The 17,122-nt window shown below is 62.4% G+C and carries 13 protein-coding genes and 1 pseudogene; 5 read left to right on the top strand and 9 right to left on the bottom strand.

The genetic code is table 11. The features are described 5' to 3' along the window. Positions 1 to 49 precede the first annotated feature (49 nt). The 4 genes and pseudogenes from gltB to ACFZPT_RS10535 all read left to right on the top strand — a co-directional run. A complete protein-coding gene (gltB, locus tag ACFZPT_RS10550) occupies positions 50 to 4,495 on the top strand; it encodes a glutamate synthase large subunit (RefSeq protein WP_099313039.1) in 4,446 nt (1,481 codons plus the stop codon). Between the two features lie 32 nt (positions 4,496 to 4,527). Beyond that, on the top strand, positions 4,528 to 5,946 hold the full coding sequence (locus ACFZPT_RS10545; RefSeq protein WP_034095515.1) for an FAD-dependent oxidoreductase: 1,419 nt from the start codon (positions 4,528 to 4,530) through the stop codon (positions 5,944 to 5,946). A gap of 275 nt (positions 5,947 to 6,221) precedes the next feature. Further along, a complete protein-coding gene (gene hemE / locus ACFZPT_RS10540) occupies positions 6,222 to 7,289 on the top strand; it encodes a uroporphyrinogen decarboxylase (RefSeq protein WP_034095516.1) in 1,068 nt (355 codons plus the stop codon). 193 nt (positions 7,290 to 7,482) lie between these two features. Beyond that, positions 7,483 to 7,971: pseudogene (locus tag ACFZPT_RS10535) on the top strand (cytochrome b/b6 domain-containing protein); the annotation flags it as partial. A 35-nt stretch (positions 7,972 to 8,006) separates the two neighbouring features. Here the strand turns inward: ACFZPT_RS10535 and ACFZPT_RS10530 are convergent. After that, positions 8,007 to 9,254: an MFS transporter gene (locus tag ACFZPT_RS10530; protein WP_371918511.1), complete on the bottom strand. Its 1,248-nt coding sequence runs from the start codon at positions 9,252 to 9,254 to the stop codon at positions 8,007 to 8,009. 146 nt (positions 9,255 to 9,400) lie between these two features. On the opposite strand from ACFZPT_RS10530, the gene ACFZPT_RS10525 reads away from it, so the two are divergent. After that, a complete protein-coding gene (locus ACFZPT_RS10525; protein WP_034095518.1) occupies positions 9,401 to 10,294 on the top strand; it encodes a LysR family transcriptional regulator in 894 nt (297 codons plus the stop codon). A gap of 305 nt (positions 10,295 to 10,599) precedes the next feature. Here the strand turns inward: ACFZPT_RS10525 and ACFZPT_RS10520 are convergent, their stop codons facing one another. The 8 genes from ACFZPT_RS10520 to ACFZPT_RS10485 are packed head-to-tail and all read right to left on the bottom strand — an operon-like array spanning position 10,600 to position 17,101. Continuing rightward, complete coding sequence (locus ACFZPT_RS10520) at positions 10,600 to 11,046, bottom strand: hypothetical protein (protein ID WP_099313041.1); 447 nt, start codon at positions 11,044 to 11,046, stop codon at positions 10,600 to 10,602. A gap of 25 nt (positions 11,047 to 11,071) precedes the next feature. Next, a complete protein-coding gene (locus ACFZPT_RS10515) occupies positions 11,072 to 12,298 on the bottom strand; it encodes a beta-ketoacyl-ACP synthase (RefSeq protein ID WP_034095712.1) in 1,227 nt (408 codons plus the stop codon). Further along, on the bottom strand, positions 12,298 to 13,026 hold the full coding sequence (fabG, locus tag ACFZPT_RS10510; protein WP_034095520.1) for a 3-oxoacyl-ACP reductase FabG: 729 nt from the start codon (positions 13,024 to 13,026) through the stop codon (positions 12,298 to 12,300). The genes ACFZPT_RS10515 and fabG overlap by 1 nt, the downstream gene beginning before the upstream one ends. After that, entirely contained in the window at positions 13,023 to 13,484 is a 462-nt protein-coding gene (locus tag ACFZPT_RS10505; protein WP_034111448.1) for a hotdog family protein, read from the bottom strand. The genes fabG and ACFZPT_RS10505 overlap by 4 nt, the downstream gene beginning before the upstream one ends. Continuing rightward, entirely contained in the window at positions 13,481 to 14,647 is a 1,167-nt protein-coding gene (locus ACFZPT_RS10500; protein ID WP_379555189.1) for a beta-ketoacyl-[acyl-carrier-protein] synthase family protein, read from the bottom strand. The genes ACFZPT_RS10505 and ACFZPT_RS10500 overlap by 4 nt, the downstream gene beginning before the upstream one ends. Further along, positions 14,644 to 15,126: a hypothetical protein gene (locus tag ACFZPT_RS10495; RefSeq protein ID WP_034095523.1), complete on the bottom strand. Its 483-nt coding sequence runs from the start codon at positions 15,124 to 15,126 to the stop codon at positions 14,644 to 14,646. Before ACFZPT_RS10495 ends, ACFZPT_RS10500 begins: the two co-directional genes overlap by 4 nt. After that, the gene (locus tag ACFZPT_RS10490) at positions 15,123 to 15,857 is read right to left on the bottom strand and encodes a class I SAM-dependent methyltransferase (protein WP_034111451.1); all 735 of its coding nucleotides are present in this window, start codon (positions 15,855 to 15,857) and stop codon (positions 15,123 to 15,125) included. The genes ACFZPT_RS10495 and ACFZPT_RS10490 overlap by 4 nt, the downstream gene beginning before the upstream one ends. Continuing rightward, entirely contained in the window at positions 15,854 to 17,101 is a 1,248-nt protein-coding gene (locus tag ACFZPT_RS10485; protein WP_080758668.1) for an NAD(P)/FAD-dependent oxidoreductase, read from the bottom strand. Before ACFZPT_RS10485 ends, ACFZPT_RS10490 begins: the two co-directional genes overlap by 4 nt. Positions 17,102 to 17,122 lie beyond the last annotated feature (21 nt).

Below are 17,122 nucleotides of genomic sequence, written 5' to 3'. Positions count from 1 at the left end.
GAAAAGAAATTTGCCTCGGTATAAGAGGCAGCCTGGTGAGAAAGTGTCTATGAAAGCAGGTCTGTACCAACCCGATGAATTCAAGGATAACTGCGGATTCGGCCTGATAGCCCATATGCAGGGCGAGCCCAGTCATACCCTTCTGCAAACGGCCATCGAGGCCCTGACCTGCATGACCCACCGTGGTGGGATCAACGCCGACGGCAAGACCGGTGACGGTTGTGGCTTGCTGATTCAAAAGCCCGACCAGTTCCTGCGCGCTGTCGCCAAAGAGCATTTCGCAGTCGATCTGCCCAAGCAATACGCGGTGGGCATGGTGTTCTTCAACCAGGACCCGGTCAAAGCCGAAGCCGCTCGCGAAAACATGAACCGCGAAATCGTCGCCGCCGGTCTGCAACTGGTCGGCTGGCGCAAAGTGCCGATCGATACCAGCGTACTTGGCCGTCTGGCCCTGGAGCGTCTGCCGCAGATCGAACAGGTGTTCATCGCCGGCGATGGCCTGAGCGACCAGGACATGGCGATCAAGCTGTTCACTTCCCGTCGTCGCTCGTCCGTGGCCAATGCTGCCGACACTGACCACTACATCTGCAGCTTTTCCCACAAGACCATCATTTACAAAGGCCTGATGATGCCGGCGGACCTCACCGCCTTCTATCCGGACCTGAGCGATGAGCGCCTGCAAACCGCGATCTGCGTGTTCCACCAGCGCTTCTCCACCAACACCCTGCCGAAATGGCCGCTGGCCCAGCCATTCCGCTTTCTCGCCCACAACGGCGAGATCAACACCATTACCGGCAACCGCAACTGGGCCGTGGCCCGTCGCACCAAGTTCGCCAACGACCTGATGGACCTGGAAGAACTCGGCCCGCTGGTCAATCGCGTGGGTTCCGACTCCTCCAGCATGGACAACATGCTCGAACTGATGGTCACCGGCGGCATCGACCTGTTCCGTGGCGTACGCATGATCATTCCGCCTGCGTGGCAGAACGTCGAGACCATGGACCCGGATCTGCGTGCATTCTACGAGTACAACTCGATGCACATGGAACCGTGGGACGGCCCGGCCGGCGTGGTGATGACCGACGGTCGCTATGCGGTGTGCCTGCTCGACCGTAACGGTCTGCGCCCGGCGCGTTGGGTCACCACCACCAACGGTTTTATTACCCTGGCGTCGGAGATCGGCGTATGGGACTACAAGCCTGAAGACGTGATCGCCAAAGGCCGCGTAGGCCCTGGCCAGATCCTGGCCGTGGACACCGAAACCGGGCAGATCCTCGACACCGACGCTATCGACAACCGCTTGAAGTCTCGGCATCCGTACAAGCAATGGCTGCGCAAGAACGCCCTGCGCATCCAGGCGACCATGGAAGACAACGACCACGGTTCGGCCTTCTACGACATCGACCAGCTCAAGCAGTACATGAAGATGTACCAGGTCACGTTCGAAGAGCGCGACCAGGTGCTGCGTCCGCTCGGTGAGCAAGGCTACGAGGCGGTCGGCTCCATGGGCGACGACACGCCGATGGCCGTGCTGTCCCAGCGCGTGCGCACGCCGTACGACTATTTCCGCCAGCAGTTCGCCCAGGTGACCAACCCACCGATCGACCCGCTGCGTGAAGCCATCGTGATGTCCCTGGAAGTGTGCCTCGGTGCCGAGCGCAACATCTTCCAGGAGTCGCCTGAGCACGCCTCTCGCGTGATCCTCAGCTCGCCGGTCATTTCCCCGGCCAAGTGGCGCTCGCTGATGACCCTGGATCGCCCAGGCTTCGACCGCCAGATCATCGACCTGAACTACGACGAGAGCCTCGGCCTCGAAGCCGCCGTGCGCAATGTCGCCGACCAGGCTGAAGAAGCCGTGCGCGCCGGTCGTACCCAGATCGTGCTGACCGACCGCCATATCGCCCCAGGCAAGTTGCCGATCCATGCTTCGCTGGCCACCGGTGCGGTGCACCACCGTCTGACCGAAAAAGGCCTGCGTTGCGACTCCAACATTCTTGTGGAAACCGCCACCGCTCGCGACCCGCATCATTTTGCGGTGTTGATCGGCTTCGGCGCCTCGGCGGTTTACCCGTTCCTGGCCTACGAAGTGCTAGGTGACCTGATCCGTACCGGTGAAGTACTGGGCGACCTCTATGAGGTGTTCAAGAACTACCGCAAGGGCATCACCAAGGGCTTGCTGAAGATCCTGTCGAAGATGGGCATCTCCACCGTGACCTCTTATCGCGGTGCGCAACTGTTCGAGGCCATCGGCCTGTCCGAAGAAGTCTGCGAACTGAGCTTCCGTGGCGTGCCGAGCCGCATCAAGGGCGCGCGTTTCGTCGACATCGAAGCCGAGCAGAAAGCCCTGGCGGCCGAAGCCTGGAGCGCACGCAAGCCGATCCAGCAAGGCGGCCTGCTCAAGTTCGTACACGGTGGCGAATACCACGCCTACAACCCGGATGTGGTCAGCACCCTGCAAGCCGCTGTGCAACAGGGCGACTACGCCAAATTCAAGGAATACACGAGCCTGGTGGATAACCGCCCGGTGTCGATGATCCGCGACTTGCTCAAGGTCAAGACACTGGACACGCCGATGGACATCAGCGAGGTCGAACCGCTGGAGTCGATCCTCAAGCGCTTCGACTCTGCGGGTATTTCCCTCGGCGCCTTGTCGCCCGAAGCCCACGAAGCCCTGGCCGAAGCCATGAACCGCCTGGGTGCGCGTTCCAACTCCGGCGAAGGCGGCGAAGACCCGGCACGCTACGGCACCATCAAGAGCTCGAAAATCAAGCAGGTCGCCACTGGCCGTTTCGGTGTGACCCCGGAATACCTGGTCAACGCCGAAGTGCTGCAGATCAAAGTCGCCCAGGGCGCCAAGCCCGGTGAGGGCGGCCAGTTGCCGGGCGGTAAGGTCAACGGTCTGATCGCTAAGCTGCGTTATGCGGTGCCTGGCGTAACCCTGATTTCGCCGCCGCCGCACCACGACATCTACTCGATCGAGGATTTGTCGCAGCTGATTTTCGACCTCAAACAAGTCAACCCGCAGGCGCTGGTCTCGGTGAAACTGGTGGCGGAAGCCGGCGTGGGCACCATCGCCGCCGGTGTGGCCAAAGCCTATGCCGACCTGATCACCATCTCCGGCTACGACGGCGGCACCGGCGCATCGCCGCTGACCTCCATCAAGTACGCCGGCGCGCCGTGGGAACTAGGCCTGGCCGAAACCCACCAGACCCTGCGCGGCAACGACCTGCGTGGCAAAGTGCGGGTGCAGACCGACGGCGGCCTGAAAACCGGCCTGGACGTGATCAAGGCCGCGATTCTCGGCGCCGAGAGCTTCGGCTTCGGCACCGCGCCGATGATCGCCCTGGGCTGCAAATACTTGCGTATCTGCCACCTGAACAACTGCGCCACCGGCGTCGCCACTCAGAACGAGAAGCTGCGCAAGGATCACTACATCGGCACCGTCGACATGGTGGTGAACTTTTTCACCTACGTTGCCGAAGAGACCCGGGAGTGGCTGGCCAAGCTGGGCGTGCGCTCGCTGGAAGAACTGATTGGCCGTACCGATCTGCTGGACGTGCTTGAAGGCCAGACCGCTAAGCAACAGCACCTGGACCTCACGCCGCTGTTGGGCAGCGATCACATCCCGGCCGACAAACCGCAGTTCTGCGGCGTCGACCGCAACCCGCCGTTCGACAAGGGCCTGCTGGCCGAGAAAATGGTGGAGATGGCCGCATCGTCGATCAACGACGCCAGCGGTGGCGAATTCGCCCTGGATATTTGCAACTGCGACCGTTCCATCGGCGCGCGCATCTCCGGCGAAATCGCGCGCAAGCACGGCAACCAGGGTATGGCGAAAGCGCCGATCACCTTCCGTTTCAAGGGTACGGCGGGCCAAAGCTTCGGCGTGTGGAACGCCGGCGGCCTGCATATGTACCTGGAAGGCGATGCCAACGACTACGTGGGTAAGGGCATGACCGGCGGCAAGCTGGTCATCGTTCCGCCTAAGGGCAGCATCTACAAGACCCAGGACAGTGCCATCATCGGCAACACCTGCTTGTACGGCGCCACGGGCGGCAAGCTGTTCGCCGCCGGTACGGCCGGTGAGCGTTTTGCCGTGCGTAACTCCGGTGCCCACACGGTGGTGGAAGGTACTGGCGATCACTGCTGCGAGTACATGACCGGGGGCTTTGTCGCGGTACTGGGCAAGACCGGTTACAACTTCGGTTCGGGCATGACCGGCGGTTTCGCCTACGTGCTAGATCAGGACAACACCTTCGTCGACAAGGTCAACCACGAGTTGGTCGAGATCCAGCGGATCAGCGGCGAAGCCATGGAATCCTACCGGAACCACTTGCAGCATGTGCTGGACGAGTACGTCGAGGAAACCGGCAGCGAATGGGGTCGCAACCTCGCCGAGAATCTCGATGATTACCTGCGTCGTTTCTGGCTGGTCAAGCCCAAGGCTGCCAACCTGAAATCGTTGCTTTCCAGCATCCGTGCCAACCCGCAGTGATATGCGCCTGAAGAGTTTGATGAGGTTTTAACATGGCTGAACGTCTGAATAACGACTTCCAGTTCATCGATGTCGGGCGCAAAGATCCGAAGAAGAAACTGTTGCGTCAACGCAAGAAAGAGTTCGTGGAAATCTACGAACCCTTCAAACCCCAGCACTCGGCCGAACAGGCCCACCGTTGCCTGGGCTGCGGTAACCCGTATTGCGAATGGAAGTGCCCGGTGCACAACTTCATTCCCAACTGGCTGAAGTTGGTGGCCGAGGGCAACATCCTCGCTGCCGCCGAACTGTCGCACCAGACCAACACCTTGCCGGAAGTGTGCGGCCGGGTGTGCCCACAGGATCGTCTGTGCGAGGGTGCCTGCACCCTTAACGACGGTTTCGGCGCGGTGACCATCGGTTCGGTGGAGAAGTACATCACCGACACCGCCTTTGCCATGGGCTGGCGCCCGGACATGTCCAAGGTCAAGCCGACCGGCAAGCGCGTGGCGATCATCGGCGCGGGCCCGGCGGGCCTGGGTTGTGCCGACGTGCTGGTGCGTGGCGGCGTGACCCCGGTTGTGTTCGACAAGAACCCGGAAATCGGCGGCCTGCTGACCTTCGGCATCCCCGAGTTCAAGCTGGAAAAAACCGTACTGAGCAACCGGCGCGAAGTGTTCACCGGCATGGGCATTGAGTTCCGCCTGAACACCGAAGTCGGCAAAGACGTGACCATGGAGCAACTGCTCGCCGAATACGATGCGGTGTTCATGGGCATGGGCACCTACACCTACATGAAGGGCGGTTTTGCCGGTGAGGACCTGCCGGGCGTGTACGACGCGCTCGACTTCTTGATCGCCAACGTCAATCGCAACCTGGGCTTTGAAAAGTCGCCGGAAGACTTCGTCGACATGAAAGGCAAGAAGGTCGTGGTACTCGGCGGTGGCGACACGGCGATGGACTGCAACCGCACCTCGATCCGCCAGGGCGCCAAGTCGGTGACCTGTGCGTATCGTCGCGACGAAGCCAACATGCCGGGATCGCGCAAAGAGGTGAAGAACGCCAAGGAAGAAGGCGTGAAATTCCTCTACAACCGCCAGCCGATCGCCATCGTCGGTGAAGACCGCGTCGAGGGCGTCAAGGTGGTCGAGACTCGTCTCGGCGAACCGGATGCCCGTGGCCGTCGCAGCCCCGAGCCGATTCCGGGTTCCGAAGAGATCATCCCGGCTGACGCCGTGGTCATCGCCTTCGGTTTCCGTCCAAGCCCGGCGCCGTGGTTCGAGCAGTTCCAGATCCAGACCGACAGCCAGGGCCGCGTCGTCGCCCCGGAACAAGGCCAGTATAAGCACCAGACCAGCAACCCGAAGATCTTCGCCGGTGGCGACATGGTGCGTGGGTCCGACCTGGTGGTGACGGCGATCTTCGAAGGCCGTAATGCCGCCGAAGGCATCCTGGACTACCTGCAAGTCTGACCCCGATCCCGGGTTGAAATGGGATCAAAAGGTGGGAGGGGGCTTGCTGTGGTGAGCGGGCTTGTCCCGCGCCGGGCTGCGAAGCAGCCCCTTTGATCTGCGGTGAACGGTCACCAGATTCATTGGCTGACACACTGCAATCGGGGGCAAGCCCCCTCCCACATAGGTTCCAGATATTGTCGTAAATCAACCCGATAGACAAAAGGCACCGCTCTTGCCGTGCCTTTTGTGTCGCGCTCTGAGAAAATGCCCGCACTTTTTTTGCGGATGCCGACATGACTGCCCTCAAGAACGACCGTTTCCTTCGTGCCCTGCTCAAGCAGCCCGTAGACGTCACCCCGGTATGGATGATGCGTCAAGCCGGGCGCTATCTGCCGGAATACCGCGCCAGCCGCGCCCACGCCGGCGACTTCATGAGCCTGTGCATGAACCCGGCGTTCGCCTGCGAAGTCACGATGCAGCCGCTGGACCGCTATCCACAACTAGACGCGGCCATTCTGTTCTCCGATATCCTCACCATCCCCGATGCCATGGGCCAAGGCCTGTACTTCGAGACCGGCGAAGGCCCGCGTTTCAAGAAAGTCGTCAGCACCCTGGCCGACATCGAAGCCCTGCCGATTCCCGATCCGCACAAAGACCTGGGCTATGTGATGGACGCGGTCAGCACCATCCGCCGCGAGCTTAACGGCCGCGTGCCGCTGATCGGCTTCTCCGGCAGCCCGTGGACCCTGGCGACCTACATGGTCGAAGGTGGCTCGTCTAAAGACTTCCGCAAGACCAAGGCCATGCTCTACGACAACCCACAAGCCATGCACCTGCTGCTGGACAAGCTGGCCCAGTCGGTGACGTCTTACCTCAACGGCCAGATCATGGCCGGTGCGCAAGCGGTGCAGATTTTCGATACCTGGGGCGGCAACCTGTCCGCTGCGGCTTACCAGGAGTTTTCCCTGGCCTACATGCGCAAAATCGTCAGCGGCCTGATCCGTGAACACGAAGGCCGCAAGGTGCCGGTGATTCTGTTCACCAAGAACGGCGGCCTGTGGCTGGAAAGCATCGCCGATGCTGGCGCGGACGCCCTGGGCCTGGATTGGACCTGTGATATAGGCGACGCCCGCCGCCGGGTCGGCGATAAGGTCGCGCTGCAAGGCAACATGGACCCGACCGTGCTGTACGCCAAGCCGGAAGCGATCCGCGCCGAAGTCGGCCGTATCCTGGCCAGCTACGGCAAAGGCACCGGGCATGTGTTCAACCTGGGCCACGGCATCACCCCGGAGGTAAACCCGGACCACGCCGGCGCTTTCCTGCAAGCAGTGCACGAGCTGTCCGCGCAATACCACCAGTAACATCCCGCCTCAAGCGAGCCGCCCTCTGTCTGGCAGAGGGCGGCTCGTTGCGCTTCAGCGTTTGTTAAGTCCTGCCTTGGTACGCTGCCGAGGTTGGGATTTCTCCTACAGCCTTCGGTAACTGCCTCGGTAAAAATCCTACCCGACTCTTCAGCTCGCCAGTGATTGGCGTTTATTGTCAGGTGATATCAGGATGAACACTTCAGCGTATTCAACGGGCCAGAAACTCCTGCATTGGATTTCGGCCGTCATCATTCTGTGGGCATTGTTATCCGGTTTTTTCGTCGCCGTGTTCGGTGTGCCGGCGTCGATCAAGGCGTGGGTCGCGTTCTTCAATGTGTCGTTGACCACCGCCTATATCCCGATCTTCGTGTTGCGGGTGTTCTGCTCTTTCAGCCACGGCCTGGATTTTTCAAGCAAACGCACGGTGCAGGAGTACCTGGCGTTGCTGGTGCACAAGGCTATGTACCTGGTGCTGGCCGTGGTGTTGGCGACGGGTGTGCTGATGATGGACCGCCCGATCAATCTCTTTAACCTGATGTCCATTGCGCCTTTTGAGAGCGACGCGGCGCGCATCGCTCTCTACACCCGCGTGCATGTGCTGTCGTGCGTGGCGTTATTGCTGATGCTGGTGCTGCATATCGGCGCGGTGGTGATGCATGAGCGTCGCGGTAAACGGGTAATGGCGCGGATGTCGTTTACGCAGCCGAAGGTGCCTCAGGCCGAAGCCAGCGGCGGTAACTTGGCCAGCCTCAACGCCACCAGCAACGCCCCGGTCAGCAAGGTCAGGATAAACGCGCCGATGCCATTCCAACCGGCAAAGTGCCAGAAGAACCCGCCTGCCGTGCCGGCGATACTGGAGCCGGCGTAGTAGCAGAACAGGTACAGCGAGGAAGCCTGGCCCTTAGCCTTGGTGGCCCGGCGGCCGATCCAACTGCTGGCCACCGAGTGGGCACCGAAGAAGCCAAAGGTGAACACCAACATGCCCGGCACCACCAGCCATAACGGCGATAGCAGGGTCATGGCCATGCCGCCGAGCATCACCAGGATGGTGGCCCACAGCACGCGCCGGCGTCCGAGGCGGTCGGCCAGCGAGCCGATCTTCGCCGAGCTGTAGATGCCCGAGAGGTACACCAGCGACAGCAGACCCACCACGGCCTGGCTCAGGTCGTACGGATCGGCCAGCAAGCGATAGCCGATGTAGTTGAACAGCGTCACGAACGCGCCCATCAGCAGAAAGGCTTCAAGGAACAGCCATGGCAGGCCGGCATCCTTGAAGTGCATGACGAAGCCTTCCAACAGGCTGCGCGGCCGCAAACTACGGGGGCGGAAATTGCGCGATTCAGGCAGGATTTTCCAGAACACCGTCGCGGCGATCAGCGCCAGGGCGCCGATGATCAGCATCGCGGTGTGCCAACTGACGAAATCGATTAACACGCCGATGATCAACCGCCCGCTCATGCCCCCGATCGCGTTGCCGCCGATATACAAACCCATGGCCAGACCGATGTGTTGAGGGTGAATCTCTTCGCTCAAATACGTCATGGCCACGGCCGCCAAGCCACTGAGCGACAGCCCCACCAGCGCGCGCATCAATAGGATGCCTTCCCAGGACGGCATCAGGCCGCTGGCGATGGTGGCAAACGCGGCACAGAACAACGCGGCCACCATCACCGGTTTACGCCCCAGGGTGTCGGAAATCGGCCCGGTGATCAGCAGCCCCAGCGCCAGCATCGCCGTGGAAACCGACAGCACCAGGCTGCTCTGCGCCGCATTGATGGAGAATTCATGGGACAGCGCCGGCATCATCGGTTGTACGCAATACAGCAGGGCAAACGTGGCGAAGCCGCCGGAGAACAGCGCGAGTACCGTGCGCATGAACAGCGGTGTGCCTTTTTCGATGTACTCGTAGTTGAGTTGAGCCACCACCTCATCCAAGGCGGTGGGTGGAAGATCATGAGCCAGTGGCGCAACAGCAGATTTCACAGGAACCTCGGGGGAGCAAAAGCCTGCCAGGGCGGGCAATGGAAAAAAGAATATAGCTGGCTAATGATTCTTTCCAATATATTGTTCGACCTGTTTGATAGCTTAAACGACCTAATGAGGTAGGCATGGAATTGCGACATCTGCGGTACTTCATCGCGGTCGCCGAAGAATTGCACTTCGGCCGCGCCGCGCAGGTGCTGGGCATCTCGCAACCGCCCCTGAGCCAGCAGATCCAGGCATTGGAGCATGAGGTGGGGGCGCGGTTGTTCGAGCGTACCAATCGTCGGGTCGAGCTGAGCGAGGCCGGGCGCCTGTTTCTGCAAGAGGCACGCCTTGTGTTGGCCCAGGTCGACAAAGCCGCGGACGTGGCGCGGCGTGCGCAGCTGGGCGAACTGGGGGAATTGAAGATTGGCTTCACGTCATCGGCGCCGTTCAATGCCAGCATTCCCCAAGCCATCTTTGCGTTCCGTCAGGCGTTCCCAGCGGTTCACCTCAACCTGCAGGAAATGAGCAGCACCGAGGTGGCCGAGTCGCTGGTGGATGAGTCGATTCAGGTCGGGCTGATGCGACCGTTGCCTTTGCCGGATTCGTTGGCTGTGATCGAGCTGATGCGAGAACCGCTGGTGGCCGTGCTAAGCGCCGGCCACCCCCTGGCGCAAGGCTCCGAGCGTGGTTTGCACCTGGCGCAATTGGCGGAAGAACCGTTTGTGTTTTTCCCACGCAGTTACGGCAGTGGCCTATACGCCCAACTGCTCAACCTGGCCCGCGACGCAGGCTTCAGCCCGCGCTTCGCTCAGGAAGCGGGTGAGGCCATGACGATTATCGGGTTGGTGGCGGCGGGGTTAGGCGTGTCGGTACTGCCGGCGTCGTATCAGCGCATCCGCATCGATGGCGTGGTGTATCGCACCTTGCTGGACCCGGAGGCGGTGACGTCAGTGTGGCTGGTGCAACGCAAGAGCGCACAAACGCCAATGGGCAAGGCATTCGTGGAATTGCTCACGCGCAAGGCCACGCAGTAATCGTCGAGCCGCCCGAAAAGGGGCCGCTGCGCGCCCCAGCGCGAGGCAAGCTCGCTCACCACAGAGGTTGTCTCACTACATAGGTTGCCTCACCACAAGGTTGTCTTACTACATAGGTGAGGCTTCCTACGGTGAGTCCGGTTGTTGTGGTGAGCGGGCTTGCCCCGCGCTGGGCTGGGCCGCCGCCCCCATCCCATGTGCCAGTTGAACGGCATCGGTTGAAAAAGGGGCCGCTGCAAAAATGCTCGGCTTATCACCACATAAGATGGGCCGACCATCGAAGGGGGTAGTGCTTGGCCTCAGTTCTACTTTGAGGTGCCGGTCTGCTCAAACAACTGCGCCGCCGACCCTGCCTCGCCACTCACACCATTGCTGCGCAAGCCTGCCTTGATGTCGTTATCCAGGTTGTTCACCCAACGGTTGTAGTTGCGATGGATCTTGCCGTCCTTGTAGCCCAGGTCGCGGCTGTCGCGGTAGGTGATGGCGTAGCTGCTGCGGGTGTAGCGGATGTCGATTTCAGCGTGGTACTGGCCGCGCACGGTGATTTCGGCCTGCACCAGTTGCGGGCTCAGGCGTTGCACGGTCCATTCGCGTTTCTGCAAGGCGTTGACGATCACCTGCTTCATTTTCTCTTCGCTGACCTGAGTACCTGCCGGTAGCTCACTGTGAGGGTTGAGCACCGGTTTGCTGGTGCAACCGGCGGCGGTCAGCAGGGCCAACGTGATGAAGGTGGCGCGTAGCAAGGAAGACATTCCGTTTTCTCCAATCGATTAAAAATCAGGACCAGCGGCGAAAGATCAGCGACGTATTGACGCCGCCAAAGGCGAAATTGTTATTCATCACGTAGTCGTGGTGCATCTGGCGAAAGCCACCTTGCAGGTAGTCCAGTTCGCCGCACTGCGGGTCGACGGTGTCGAGGTTGAAGGTGTGCACGTACTGGTCGCGGTTCATCATTTCGATGCTGAACCACGACTCCAACGCGCCGCACGCGCCGAGGGTGTGGCCCAGGAAGCTCTTTTGCGAACTGATAGGCATGCGGCTGCCGAACAGGCTGCTGGTGGCCAGGGTCTCGGCGATGTCGCCCTGGTCGGTGGCGGTGCCATGGCCGTTCACATAACCGATGGCGGCCGGTGCCAGGCCGGCGTCTTCCAGGGCCAGTTCCATGGCGCGGCGCATGGTTTTCTGTTCCGGGCGGGTGGTGTGCTGGCCGTCGGCGTTGCTGCCGAAACCGACGATTTCCGCATGGATATGCGCACCGCGCGCCAGCGCATGTTCCAGTTCTTCCAGCACCAGCATGCCGCCGCCTTCACCGATCACCAGGCCGTCGCGGCCGCTGTCATAGGGGCGTGGGCTGGTTTGCGGTGCGTCGTTTTTCAGGCTGGTGGCGTAGAGCGCGTCAAACACCATGGCTTCGGTGGGGCACAGTTCTTCGGCGCCGCCGGCGAGCATCAACGGCAGGCGCCCGAACTTGATGGCCTCGTACGCGTAGCCGATGCCCTGGCTGCCACTGGTGCAGGCGCTCGAAGTGGGAATCAAGCGCCCGGTCAGACCAAAAAAGATGCTGATATTGGCCGCGGTGGTGTGCGGCATCATGCGCACATAGGAGTTGGCGTTCAGCCCCTCGGCCACCGAGTTGAGCAGCATATTGCCAAAGGCTTTGATCTCATCGGTGCTGCCGGTGGACGAACCACAGGCCACGCCCATGCGCCCGTCCTTGATCGACTCATCCCCGAGCAAACCGGCATCCTGCAACGCCTGCTCCGCAGCCCACACCGCCAGGCGCGAGACGCGGCCCATGCTGCGCAGTTGCTTGCGCGTCCAGTGTGAGGGCACCACGAAATCGTCGATGGGCCCGGCCAGACGCGTGTTCAGTTCGGTGAAACGGTCCCATTCGTCCATGCGCCGGATACCGCTGCGGTTGGCGCGGAAGTTGGCCGAGATGGTCGGCCAGTCGCTGCCCAGGGAGGTCACGCCGGCCATGCCGGTGACGACGACACGCTTCATCAGCACAGGCCCCCATTCACCGCCAGCACCTGGCGGGTGATGTAACCGGCCTCGGCGGACATCAGGAAGTTCACCGCCCCGGCGACTTCTTCCGGGGTGCCCATGCGCTGTGCCGGGATCATTTTCATCAGTTCCTCGACGGGTACGTTTTCGTCCAGCATGGCCGTGTCGATCAACCCCGGCGCGACGCAGTTGACCGTGATCTTGCGCTTGCCCAGCTCGATGGCCAGGGCCTTGGCCGCGCCGATCAGGCCGGCTTTCGAAGCGCTGTAGTTGACCTGCCCGCGGTTGCCGATCAGCCCCGATACCGAGGTAATGCACACGATGCGCCCGGCCGCGCGACGACGGATCATCGGCATCATCACCGGGTGCAGCACATTGTAGAAACCGTCCAGATTGGTGCGCATCACCACATCCCAATCGTCCTCCGACAAGGCCGGGAACGCGCCGTCGCGGGTCAGGCCGGCGTTGAGCACCACGCCGTAATAGGCGCCGTGTTGCTCCACATCGGCTTCAAGGATGTGCTTGCAGCTGGCGCGATCCGCCACGTCGAATTGCAGCACCCGCGCCTGACGGCCCAGGGCCTGGATCTCCACCTGCACCGCATCCGCCTCGGCGCGGCCGCTGCGGCAGTGCAGCACAATGTCGTGGCCCGCCTGGGCCAGGCGCAGGGCAATGGCGCGGCCGATGCCACGGCTGGAGCCGGTGACCAGTACGGATTCAGTCATGGCGTTTCGTCCTTCGATTCATCTAAATAGGCGGCCGCCTGGGGCGGTCGAAATACGTTCAAGCGCGCGCTGGCGTGGAACCCGTCGCCGCGCAGGTGGCATTCGAACACACCCATGCCATTGTCGTCTTCCAGGGAGCGCAGGCCGTGGATGCTCAGCTCGGCACCAGCCGGGAAGTGCTCGACGTTGCACTCGAACTTACGCGTGCCGAGCAGGAAGCCCAGCGCCACCGGCTCGCCTTTGCGGCGGGCATGGCAGCCGGCATAGGCGGCCACGCTCTGCGCCATCAGCTCGATACCGACCCAGGCCGGCAGGCTGCCGTCAGGGCGGTTGAACAGGCCGCCGGGCTTGACGGTGGCGCGGGTATGAATCTGTTCGTCGTCGAACGACAGCACCTGGTCGATCAGGATCATGTCGCCCGCGTGGGGGATCAGTTCGGCGAGTGGCCAATCGATCATGGGGCCTCTCCGATAATCAGGCTGACGTTGTTACCGCCGAAGGCAAACGAGTTGCTCATCAGGCGCGTGTTTTTCAAGGGTTCGCCGACCCGTGCCCACTGCAAGGCGGGGAGCGCAGGGTCGGCCTCGCCGTCCCACACATGGGGCGGCACCTGGCCGTGGCGCAGGCTCAGCCAGCAGAACGCCGCTTCCAGCGCCCCAGCGGCACCCAGGGTATGGCCGCTCATGGGTTTGGTCGATGAGCAGCTCACGCCGTCGGGGAACAGGCTGGCGACCGCCAGGCTTTCCATGGCGTCGTTATGTTGGGTAGCCGTGCCGTGCAGGTTCAGATAGCCGATCTGCTCCGGCGCCAGTTTCGCGCAGGCCAGTGCCTTGCGCATCGCCTGGAGCGCGCCTTTGCCGCTCGGCTCCGGCGCGGAGATATGGTGCGCATCGCAACTGGCGCCGCTGCCCAACAGGGCGATGGGCGCCGGTTGCCTGCTCATCAGAAACAACACCGCCGCTTCGCCGATATTGATGCCGTCGCGGTTGCGCGAAAACGGGTTGCAGCGCGTGTCGGATACCGCCTCCAGCGCGCTGAAGCCGTTGAGGGTCAGCTTGCACAGGCTGTCCACGCCGCCGCAGATCACCGCATCGCACAGGCTCAGGTCCAACAGGCGCCGGGCACTCATCAGCGCACGGGCGCTGGAAGTACAAGCGGTGGAAATCACATAGGCCGGGCCGCTCAGTTGCAACCAGTCGGCAAGGAAATTGGCCGGGGCGCTGAGTTCTTGTTGCTGATAGTCATAGGTGCCGGGGAAGCGGTTGTCGCGCAGGTACTCGGCAATGCCGCGACTGGCTTCGTCGATGCCCGAAGTGCTGGTGCCGAGCACCACGCCTACTCGCGATGCGCCGTAGGTGTGGATCGCCTGGCGGATCTCTTCTTCGATTTGCAGCGCCGCTTCCAGCAACAGTTGATTGTTGCGACTGCTTTGCTGGCCCAGCTCAGGCGGGATACTCGCCAGCTCGCCCTGCACGCCGCCCACTGGCAACACGCGTTCGGGCACCCAGCCGCTTTCGGCGCGCATACCCGAGCAGTCACCGGCGAACAGGCGGCGGCTGACCTCAGCCTGGCCACGGCCAAGGGCGCAGATCACGCCGAGGGCGTTCAAGTACGCGCTCATCGTGCGGTACCCAGCGGCGTGATGCGGTAGCTCAAGGGCTGTCCGACGATGTTCACGCTGAACACCTCTGAAGACTGGTAGATGATTTGCCAATGACCCGGCAGGGTGCGGGTCAGGTCGCGTGCCTGGGCGCTGGGGTACAGCGCGCGCACGTCATCGGCCGACGTCAGGGCAAACAACAGCGCGGCGAACAACTCGCGGGCCTGGGGGTTGGGCGGCAGCAAGCCATCGGCCTGCCACTGGCCATCGACCAGTTTCTGCCGGGCTTGGGGGATGCCCAGCGGATCCATCATCGACCAGCGAATCGCGCCGCCTTCGCGTTGCACCACCAGCAGCCAATCCTGGCTCTGGCCATCCGCCAGGCGCTGCACATGCAGTTGCAGCGGCAGCGGCAAGCTCGGGGTGGTGGCGGGCAGCGGTGGCTGGCTGGCGCAGGCGCTGAGCAGCAACAGACAGCCGATCAACAGTGCGCGGATCATGGTACGACGCTCGCCAAGGGTTTGCGTGCCACGCAGTTGACCAGGGTTTCTTCGCGCTGGCCCACCGGTTTCGGTCGGCGCAGGCGCAGGCGTTCGAGCAGGCCGAAATCCTTCGAACGGCTCCACCACAGGTACGGGTACGAGACATTCTGCGGGCCGAACTCAAAGCCTTGCTCGCGCAGCATCGCCAGATACCCTTCGGCGCTTTTCTGCACGTGCATGGGGTGGCGGAACAGCCAGCGGATCACCCAGGTGTCGATATAGGCTTCGGTGGACTCGGCAAACAGCAGGTAGCCGCCGGGTTTGAGCACGCGATAGAACTCTTGCAGCGCACGCTGCTGTTCCACCAGATGGTGGAAGGTCTGGTGGCAGAACAGTAGGTCGACGCTGTTGTCCGCCACATCGAGGGTGGCGCAATCGCTGCCGATCAGCTCGACGCTCAAACCCTGGCGCTCGGCCTCGGCCTGGCTCATCTGCAAACTGTGAGGGTCGGCATCCAGGCCGATCAGGCGTGCCGGCGCGAATGCTTGTTGTAGCAGGGTGAACGACTTGCCCTGGCCGCAACCGGCGTCCAGCAGTACCGGCGCCTGGGGCAGCGGCTCGCTGAACAGGCCGCGCAGGTCGTTGATTGCCACGCGCAGCACGTGGTGCTGCCAGGTGTGGCTGCGCAGGAACCACAGGCCGAAGCGGGTTTCCTCGACGTAGTTTTTGCTCAGGTATTGCGTGCTCATACCGGCTCACTCGCACAGATTTCCGACAACATCCGCAAACGTCGCTTGGGCTCGCTGACGAACGGGTTGCGCTCGTCCCACGCATAGCCGGCGAGGATCGAGCTGATCATACGGCGAATCTCCGGGGCACTGCCCGGATGGAAAATAACGTCCTGGAACGTCCCGGCGTACCAGCCTTCGACGTAGCAGCGGAAGGTGTCGACACCGCGCTTGAGGGGCGCGGCGAATTCGGTCTGCCAATCCACTGCCTCGCCGCTCAACTGGCGGTGTAGCACGCCGGCGGCCATGCTGGCCGAACGCATGGCGATGGTCACGCCGGAGGAGAACACCGGGTCGAGGAATTCCGCCGCATTGCCCAAGAGCGCGAAGCCTGGGCCGTGCAAGGTCGTGACGTTCGCCGAATAGCCGCCAATGGTGCGCGCCGGCGTGTCCCACACGGCGTTTTGCAGCACGCCGGCCAGGCTTGGGGTTTCGGCGATAAAGCCGCGCAGGCAGGCGTCGAGGTCATCGCCACGGCCGTCGAAATGTTCCTTGGCCGCGACCACGCCCACCGAGCAACGGCCGTTGCTGAAGGGAATGGTCCAGAACCAGATATCGCGCTGGGTGGGATGGGTGGTGACGAGGATTTTGGTGCGGTCGAAGCCTGGATGTTCGATGCGATCCTCGATGTGGGTAAACACCGCTTGGCGCACCGGGAAATTCGACGGCGCTTCCAGGTCCAGCAGGCGTGGCAGCACGCGGCCGTAGCCGCTGGCATCGAGCACGAACTTGGCCTTGAGGTGATACTCGCTGCCGTTCTCGCGGCGCACATGCAGGTAGCGGCATTCGCCTTTGAAATCCACGCCGACGATGGTTTCGCCGTAGCGGATGTCCACGCCTTGCAGCGCGGCCTGGTCGGCCAGCAATTTGTCGAACTCGCCGCGTTGCACCTGGAACGTGGTGGGCTTGCCGTCGCTGAAGGTGTCACTGAAATCGAACGCGCTGTAGCGCTCGCCCCAGGCGAACGCGGCGCCGGTTTTCAGTTGGAAACCGGCGGCCTGCACAGCGTCCAGCATGCCGGCTTCTTCGATGAAATCGATGCAGTGGGACAGCAGGCTTTCGCCGATCGAGAACCGTGGAAAATGCTGGCGCTCGATGATCAATACATCATGCCCTTTGCGCTTGAGCAGCGCGGCGGCGATGGCACCTGATGGGCCGGCACCGATCACCACGACCTGGCGGCGTTCCATTTCAACTGTGGGCACGAGGGCTCCTTGCCGCATTGG

The organism is Pseudomonas sp. MD330_10 (genome assembly GCF_042610415.1).
In the GTDB taxonomy this organism is placed as follows: Bacteria; Pseudomonadota; Gammaproteobacteria; order Pseudomonadales; family Pseudomonadaceae; genus Aquipseudomonas; species Aquipseudomonas rhodesiae.
Note: the sequence above shows the minus strand (reverse complement) of the source record. Positions and strands in the feature narration are given on the sequence as shown.